At 40.7% G+C, this 683-nt stretch carries 1 pseudogene; it reads right to left on the bottom strand.

What is annotated here, in order from left to right:
* Positions 1-683 (bottom strand): annotated as a pseudogene (locus tag Q1A46_RS20725) (hypothetical protein); the annotation flags it as partial.

Consider the following 683-nt stretch of genomic DNA (forward strand, 5'->3'; position numbering starts at 1 on the left):
GGACTTCCTGGATCAGTTCCACTATCACTATCGGTTGGACTAGAAACTCCTGTACCTGCTGTACTTGGAATACCATTGTTATTTGTAGTATCTCCATCAGTATCATCTGCAGTTCCATTTCCGTCTGCATCTGTTCCGCCTGTTTCTACAACATCATAAATTCCGTCATTATCACTATCTAAATCTAAATGGTTCGGTACACCGTCGCCATCTGAATCGTAGTTGTCATTTACTCCATCTGAGTTTGTATCTACAAAACCTGCTAAGTCCGCATCTAAATAGTTTGGAACCCCATCATTATCAGCATCTGCACTTGGATCTGGTTGTCCGTTTGCTTCTGCCGTATCTAAAATTCCATCGTTATCATCATCTAAATCTTGTGCATCTACTATACCATCACCATCACTATCAGTTCCTGTAACGGTTATTGTTAAGGTTGCTGTTTGACAAATTGGAGCATTTACTCCATCGTCACTACAAACTTGGTAGATGATCGTAACATCTGTTCCTGCTTCTGATGAAGTTGGAGTGTACGTAATCTCTCCTGTATTTGGATCAATAGCTACTGTTCCTGTTGCTGTTCCACCACTTTGAGTTAAAGTAGTGGTAGTTCCTGCCTGTTTTGCTGGATCTGTATCGCCTACATAATCATCATTGGTTAAAACATTCGTAGTAACTGGTGT

Source organism: uncultured Tenacibaculum sp., from assembly GCF_947502995.1.
Lineage (GTDB): Bacteria > Bacteroidota > Bacteroidia > Flavobacteriales > Flavobacteriaceae > Polaribacter.